Genomic DNA, 6,984 nt, shown 5'->3' with positions numbered 1-6,984 from the left:
CCACTAATTATAGATAATAAGATTTGAAAAGATTCAAAATTTGTATTCTATAATGACTAATTTATTTTTTGAATACGTCCTTCAATTTTTGCTTCAATTGGTGATGTTGCTTGCTTCACATAGTCTACTAGAGCCTCTAAATCATTTGGTCCTGTTTCTGCATTTTTCCCATTTCTAAATGAAACGAAACCATCCCCGCCAGAAGCTAAAAAGGCATTTGCTACGACAGTATATGTTTGTGAATCAACAAGCGCTTCACCATTTGATAATTGCACATCAACGACTTTTTCACCGGCTGCTTTACTATCATCCCATTTATATGTGATGCCAGAAATTTGGAGCATACGTGTCTTATCTTTTTGCCACTGCTGATTTAAAATGTCACGAATATCTTTCCCAGTTAAGGTTGACTTTATTAGCTGGTTGCCAAAAGGTTGAATGCCATATAATTCTCCCCACGTAATATCTCCGGCATCTAAATCGTTGCGAATACCGCCTGGATTCATAATGGCAATTTGTCCATTCATTGCAATGCGCTGTGCATCAGCGATTAAGTTACCAAGCGTAGATTCCCCGGCAGGTGATTGTGTTCTATCTAAAGCAGTTGCAGATTTGCCGACAACTTCACTTACAAGAGGAGCGACTTTTTCTTCATACTGTTCCATTTTTTTCTTAATTTGTGGATCTGGTTGGATGCCGTCGTGGAACGTTGTAACAATCTCGGCCTTTTTCTCTACAATATCTTTTGTTTTCTTGTCAATTTTTAAATCAACATCTGCGAAAGCCATACCGTACGAATAAGCTTGTACAAGAAGTTTTCCGTTTACAGTGCCGTTTACATATGCATGGTTATGACCGCCAAAAATGACATCAACCTCTGGATCGGTATTTTGGGCTAAGTGAACGAGATCTCCCTCTGTAATGCCTTTATCATCTGTTGTACCCGGATTATGTGCTAATACAACAATTGATTTTACGCCTAATCGCTTTAATTGCTGTGCAGATTTGTTAATTGCCTCTACTTCATCTGTGAACTGTACATTTTCAACCATTTTCGGAATAACGACGTTTGGTGTTTCTGTTGTAACAACACCAATAAAACCAACTGGAACGCCTTGTACCATTTTTACTGTAAATGGCGGTAAAAATAAACGACCAGTTGTTTTGTTATAAACATTGGCTGCAACGTAAGGGAACTGAGCACCTTTAAAGTTGCCAGTCTTTTCATGATAACCGCCATAAATAAGGCGACGCATTTCGTCTATACCTTCATCAAATTCGTGGTTTCCAATGGTTCCAACATCAAAGCCAAGGTCATTGAAGATTTCAATTGTTGGTTCATCTTGTAATAAAGCTGAAACGGGTGGACTTGCTCCAACTGCGTCTCCGGCATGAACAAGTAGCGTATTTGGATTTTGTTTTTCGTGATCACGTAAGTATGCAGCTAAATAATCGACGCCACCAGCTTCCTTGTTATTTATTTTTTTCACTGTGTTTAATTGACCATGAAAGTCATTAATGCCCAGCATTTGAACATCGATATAACGATTTTCTTGTGCTGGTGTAGAAGTTGGTTGTGCTGCAAATACACTTGAGAATGTAACAGTACTTAAGACAGCAACTGCAGGTATAATTTTTTTCCACATGTTTTTTGTTTCTCCCCTTTTATGTAAATCTGACATTATACGACATAATTTTAATAGATTATGAGGAAACAATCTATATAAAGTTTAATATTTTAAGAAAATTCACAAAACATCTTTTTATTTTTATATAGAAAATAAATAATTAATTGTAAGCGGTTAACTCTATAAAACTATTTTGAATTTCAATATATATATATAAATGCGAATTGAAAAACCGACATAAAAACCCTTTTTTTAGGGGGAGCGAGAGCGTCTGGCCGTGCATAGGAGCGGTCAGGGCCTTTTCCAACCACATGCCAGGTTTGAAACAAAAGGAGTATGCCAGTTGCGAGCATGTAGTATTCTGCATAGTTACGATTTGTCTGTAAAAAAATCAAAGTGGATTTATATAAATCGCGGTTATGTAGAATAAAAAATGATCTACAATTAAAAGAAAGATGTTTTTTTACTTGGGTATAGAGAGTTAGGGTTAGTACCGCTTAATAGTGATACTATCCTATTAGTTGCTGCTAATTTACACTTTCTACTATAATAAAGAAAAAAGTAAAAGGTGATTTGATTATGGCGAAGAAAAAACAAAAGCAAACACAGAAACAAAGCGTAATGAAGATGGAAAAGGAAACACTAACAATTGGAGATCAATTGACCGAAGCTCTAATGAAGCAACTAAAAAGTAAACAGAAAGAGTTAAAAGAGCAAGAGGAACAGAAACAAGAAATGGAGTTAGAGAGAAAGCGTAAAGAACAGCGTGAACGTGAAAAAAATAAATCATTTGAAGAATTATTAGGTGAAAGTAGCTTGTCATGGAAAGACTTTAAGTAAGAAACGAATATAAGGGGGATGGGCATGAGAAAAGTGGAAGTAGTGCCCTATGAAAATCATTGGGCAGAAAAGTTTCAGAAAGAGGCGAAACGTTTAAAGGAAGCAATGCCGGAACATGTGAAAGTGCATCATATTGGCAGTACATCTGTGCCTGGATTAGCGTCAAAACCGATTATTGATATGATTATGGAAGTTACGAATATTGACAAAGTGGATAGTTGGAATGGTATCTTCCAAAAACTAGGTTATACACCAAAAGGTGAAAATGGTATCTCGGGACGGCGCTTCTACATACACGGTACAGAAGAAAAGCGAAGCTATCATTTACATGTATATGAAACAGGGAATCAAGAAATTATACGACACCTCTCTTTTCGCGATTACATGATGGAGCATTGTGAAGAAGCAGAGGCATATGCAACGCTAAAGCAAGAGCTTGCGAAACAATTTACATATGATATTGAGCGGTATATTGAAGGAAAAGATGCATTTGTACGTGAGAGGGAACAAAGAGCGATAGAGTGGATGAAGAAAAAATAACGTGCCATATGTGAGTGGCACGTTATTTTTATCATTGTTTTATGGAAGTAATAAAATTTTTCCTGTGCTTTTTCTACTTTCTAAATAATGGTGTGCTTTTGCGCCTTCGCTTAATGAAAATGTAGTTGGCTTAGATAACTTGATCTTTCCTTGTTGAATCCACGTGAACAGCTCATTAGAACGAATAACGCGTTCATTATGAGACGTGAGTACATTCCATAAATCTCCGCCGGTTAGCGTCTTAGATGTATCCATAAGCATGCGCGGGTCTACAGCCGCTGGATCGCCTCCTGCCATTCCGTAAAACACAACTGTCCCTCCAATACGTGTTGCCTCAAAGCTATCCATCAACGTAGAACCAACAGATTCATATACGACATCGACACCTTTTCCATTAGTCGCATGCATGACTTTCTGTTTCCAATTATCCTCATACAAAAAGGCCCAGTCTGCGCCAACAGCTTCGGCAGCTTTTGCTTTTTGAATAGAAGAAGTAAGTGCAATCACTTTACCGCCTAATAATTTTATAATTTGCAAAAGAAGTTGGCCAACACCACCGGCAGCGGCGTGTACGAGTACAATATCTCCTTCTTTTACCGCGTAGCTATCTCGGGTTAAATAGTGAGCTGTTAAACCTTGTAGTAAAATAGAAGCAGCAGTTTCATGTGAAATATGATTAGGAAGTGGAATTGCTTTCTCTACTGGAACTGCTACAAGCTCTGCATTTGCATAAGGAACATCTGCAAATGCGATAGAGTCTCCTTGTTTGAATGTCGTAACGTTACTTCCTACCATTTCTACAATTCCAGCGCCTTCATAGCCTAAAATATACGGTGGTTTACCGGCAAGGTGATAATTACCTTTTCTTCTATAAACATCAGCAAAGTTTAAACCAATCGTTTTCATTTTTACAAGAATTTCATTAGGTCCAATAACAGGATTTGGGATTTCTTTATATTGTAATACTTCTGGTTCTCCAAATGTGTTAAATATAAGAGCTTTCATCTTTTTTCCTCTACTTTGTGTATTTTGTTTTACGCTTACACTGTAAGATAAAAGGATGAAGAAAGCAAGGGATTACGTTTTAAAAAAGTGGGGAAGGGCACTGATTGCTTCTATGTATGGCCAGATGCGTTGGTGTTGGTTTGGAACAAAGTTGAACTGTTTAAAAAGTCGTACCGTTTTGAATTTATCTAGATATAAATCAAAAAAATATTTAAGATATCATGGTTCTAACATATTAAACATGACTAATATATTAGGACCATTTATTTTTAGCAATGAGCTTTGAATTTGAATAGTATCTCTCCCTATTTGGGGAGAAATAAATAAAGTCCCATAAGCGTTCCTTTTTAAGAGAAATCAGTGTCTTTATATGGTGATAAACGAAGTAATATGTCCGCCTCAAAACGTTAATTAGGTGAGGATAGATCTCCCCTCTTAATAAAATCCTATTTTAATGGTTACATTTTACAAACGAAGGAATAAAATGTATAATCAACAATCATATTAACAATGTTAATATGATTGTTGATTATATTGATTATGTGAGGTGTTAATTTTGAAAGGAAGAGATGTTGTTTTAGGGTTACTCATGGAAAAAGAATTATCCGGCTATGATATAAAAATTGTTTTTGAAGAAGTATTCACTCATTTTTTTGATGGCAGTTTTGGAATGATTTATCCGACTTTAAGGCAGTTAGAAAAAGAAGAGAAAATAAAAAAAGAGGTTGTGATGCAAGAAGGTAAGCCAAATAAAAAAATGTATTTCATAACAGATGAAGGAAGAGAAGAATTTTATGAATATATGAAGACAGATGTAGAGAAGGATGTTTTACGTTCTGACTTTTTAATGCGTATGTATTTTGGGGATTATAGCGATACGAATACGATGAAAAAGTGGATTGAAGAAGAAATTGAAAGAAAAGAAGCATATATTACAGATCTCCGTTTGAAATATGAAAAATGGAAAGAAGGAATTACATTTGCAGAAGAGATTTCATTAGATCTTGGGATTGCATCTTATACTGCACAAGTTGAAACATTAAAAAATAAATTAGCTCAGCTTACAATGCAAGAAAAAGAAGATGAAAAGTAAAGTTACATATGAGAAAGGGGGGATTGTTATGGAACAATCAAAGGGAATCAAAATTGTTTTCTTAATGTGTTTAGGTATTTTTCTATGTATGATTGATACGACAATTATGAATATTGCTTTGCCAGCAATACAGGTTGATGTGAATACATCATTGGAGAAAATGTCTTGGGTATTGAATGTATATACGATGTCTATTGCAGTATTAGCGATACCACTAGGGCGAATTGCTGATATATTTGGAAAGGCAAAATTATATATTATGGGTTTAATAATTTTCGGAGTTGGTTCAGCATTATGTGCGTTTGCGAATACGGGAGATTTTCTTGTTTTTTCTCGGTTTATTCAAAGTATAGGGGCTGCTATTTTGTTTCCAATAAGTATGGTAATTGGAGTATCAGCCGTTCCATTGGCAAAAAGGCATATTGCGCTCGGTCTTTTAGGAGTGACACAAGGATTATCAGCAGCTATAGGTCCTGTACTAGGAGGTGTTATTACACAAAATTTAGGGTGGAGATGGGTATTCTTTGTGAATATTCCAACTTGTATTATTGGTATTGTTTTATGTTTCATTATGTTAAAAATAAAAAATGAAGAACAAGTTGCAGCTAAAATTGACTGGACTGGATTAGTACTTTCCAGTGGTGCTATTTTCTTTTCTACACTTGTTTTAGTTAAAGGGAATGCCTGGGGATGGCTGAGTAACTTTTCATGGAGTTGCTATATCATTAGTGCGGCTTCTTTCATTTTATTTATTTTAGTTGAAAGAAAAGTTGCATCACCGATGATAAATTTACAGCTATTTAAAGATAGAACCTTTGTTGGAGCTTCTATCGTAGTTATACTAAGTAATTTATTTCTAATTGGTGTAACTGTTTTACTTCCGACATTCCTTACAAAAATACAACACCGAACAGAAATTGAAGCAGCTCTTTTAGTGACACCTATTTCTGCCATGATATTTTTAGTTTCTCCGTTTGCTTCGCTAGTTATGAAGAAACTTGGCAAGGTTCTGGTTATATTAATAGGATTCATAGTTATGAGTCTTGCTTATTATTGTTTACAGATGATAGGCGTTGATTCAACTAGTCGAGAAATTATCATTCCGTGTATGATTTTAGGTGTTGGTTACGGTTTAGTCATTGGGCCAATCACTATATTAACTGCTTCCTCATTTGAGGGGGAACTATTGACTGCCTCCCAAAGTATCGTGTCCATGCTAAGACAAATAGGAATTGTATTAGCTGTGGCTATTTTTGTATCAGGTTTGACTCATAATTTATCTTTAAATAAAGAAAATGTGTATAGCTATGCAGAAAACAAAGTTCATGATCTTCATGTTGATAAAGCAGAACAAGATCAAATATTAACAGTAACAAAGGAAAAAATACAAAATAAAAACTTAGAATCAAATATAGAAAAGAAACAAGGAACTGATAACATTGGTTTAAGTCAGAAACAAAAGGAAAATATGATTCAAGAGAAAATAAATAATACTTTAAATGAAGTTCCCGTAGAATACAGAGAAATGAAGCGGGGAGAAATTACAAATCAAGTAACGAAAGCGGCTGAGGAAAAAATAGAAGACGTAAGGAGAGAAGTTGGTGCATTCTCAGATGATATTAGTCATTATGCCGAAAAAGAGATGGCAACAAGTTTTACAGACTTATATAAAGCGAGTATACCAATTATATTGCTCTGTAGTTTAGTTGCTTTTATGTTTCGTAATAAGCAATTTGAAGTTGATAAGAGAAAAAAACTAAATGTATAGTAATATTTCCTTCTAGTTTCTTAATATAACAAAATTATGTGAACAAATCGCTTTTCTTTTGACTTTCTATTTTTTTCTTGTTGAAATGGAGGAAAGGACTAAATCAATAG

The 6,984-nt window shown here is 35.0% G+C and carries 6 protein-coding genes; 4 read left to right on the top strand and 2 right to left on the bottom strand.

Annotated elements, in window-relative coordinates; genetic code table 11:
- Positions 1–56 precede the first annotated feature (56 nt).
- The gene (locus tag V7024_RS00480; protein WP_335514142.1) at positions 57–1,646 is read right to left on the bottom strand and encodes a bifunctional metallophosphatase/5'-nucleotidase; all 1,590 of its coding nucleotides are present in this window, start codon (positions 1,644–1,646) and stop codon (positions 57–59) included.
- A gap of 561 nt (positions 1,647–2,207) precedes the next feature.
- Here V7024_RS00480 and V7024_RS00475 point away from each other — a divergent pair.
- Together V7024_RS00475 and V7024_RS00470 are read left to right on the top strand one after the other, a co-directional pair.
- A complete protein-coding gene (locus tag V7024_RS00475) occupies positions 2,208–2,468 on the top strand; it encodes a YqkE family protein (RefSeq protein ID WP_335514137.1) in 261 nt (86 codons plus the stop codon).
- A 24-nt stretch (positions 2,469–2,492) separates the two neighbouring features.
- Positions 2,493–3,008 carry a GrpB family protein gene (locus V7024_RS00470; RefSeq protein WP_335514135.1) on the top strand — a complete coding sequence of 172 codons (516 nt, stop codon included), beginning with the start codon at positions 2,493–2,495 and terminating at the stop codon, positions 3,006–3,008.
- Positions 3,009–3,047: 39 nt separating this feature from the next.
- On the opposite strand, the gene V7024_RS00465 is transcribed toward V7024_RS00470, so the two are convergent.
- Positions 3,048–4,013, bottom strand: coding sequence for a quinone oxidoreductase family protein (locus V7024_RS00465; protein ID WP_335514132.1), 966 nt, complete (start codon positions 4,011–4,013; stop codon positions 3,048–3,050).
- A gap of 556 nt (positions 4,014–4,569) precedes the next feature.
- Here V7024_RS00465 and V7024_RS00460 point away from each other — a divergent pair.
- The gene (locus tag V7024_RS00460; protein ID WP_335514130.1) at positions 4,570–5,106 is read left to right on the top strand and encodes a helix-turn-helix transcriptional regulator; all 537 of its coding nucleotides are present in this window, start codon (positions 4,570–4,572) and stop codon (positions 5,104–5,106) included.
- A gap of 28 nt (positions 5,107–5,134) precedes the next feature.
- Positions 5,135–6,874, top strand: coding sequence for an MFS transporter (locus V7024_RS00455; RefSeq protein ID WP_335514127.1), 1,740 nt, complete (start codon positions 5,135–5,137; stop codon positions 6,872–6,874).
- The last annotated feature ends 110 nt before the right edge of the window (positions 6,875–6,984 follow it).

The organism is Bacillus sp. JJ864 (assembly GCF_036963045.1).
GTDB lineage: Bacteria > Bacillota > Bacilli > Bacillales > Bacillaceae_G > Bacillus_A > Bacillus_A pseudomycoides_C.
Note: the sequence above shows the minus strand (reverse complement) of the source record. Positions and strands in the feature narration are given on the sequence as shown.

Bases quoted from the DNA above. Each gene is read 5' to 3' on its own strand.
- V7024_RS00480 (WP_335514142.1), bottom strand. From the start codon at position 1,646: ATGTGGAAAAAAATTATACCTGCAGTTGCTGTCTTAAGTACTGTTACA.
- V7024_RS00475 (WP_335514137.1), top strand. From the start codon at position 2,208: ATGGCGAAGAAAAAACAAAAGCAAACACAGAAACAAAGCGTAATGAAG.
- V7024_RS00470 (WP_335514135.1), top strand. From the start codon at position 2,493: ATGAGAAAAGTGGAAGTAGTGCCCTATGAAAATCATTGGGCAGAAAAG.
- V7024_RS00465 (WP_335514132.1), bottom strand. From the start codon at position 4,013: ATGAAAGCTCTTATATTTAACACATTTGGAGAACCAGAAGTATTACAA.
- V7024_RS00455 (WP_335514127.1), top strand. From the start codon at position 5,135: ATGGAACAATCAAAGGGAATCAAAATTGTTTTCTTAATGTGTTTAGGT.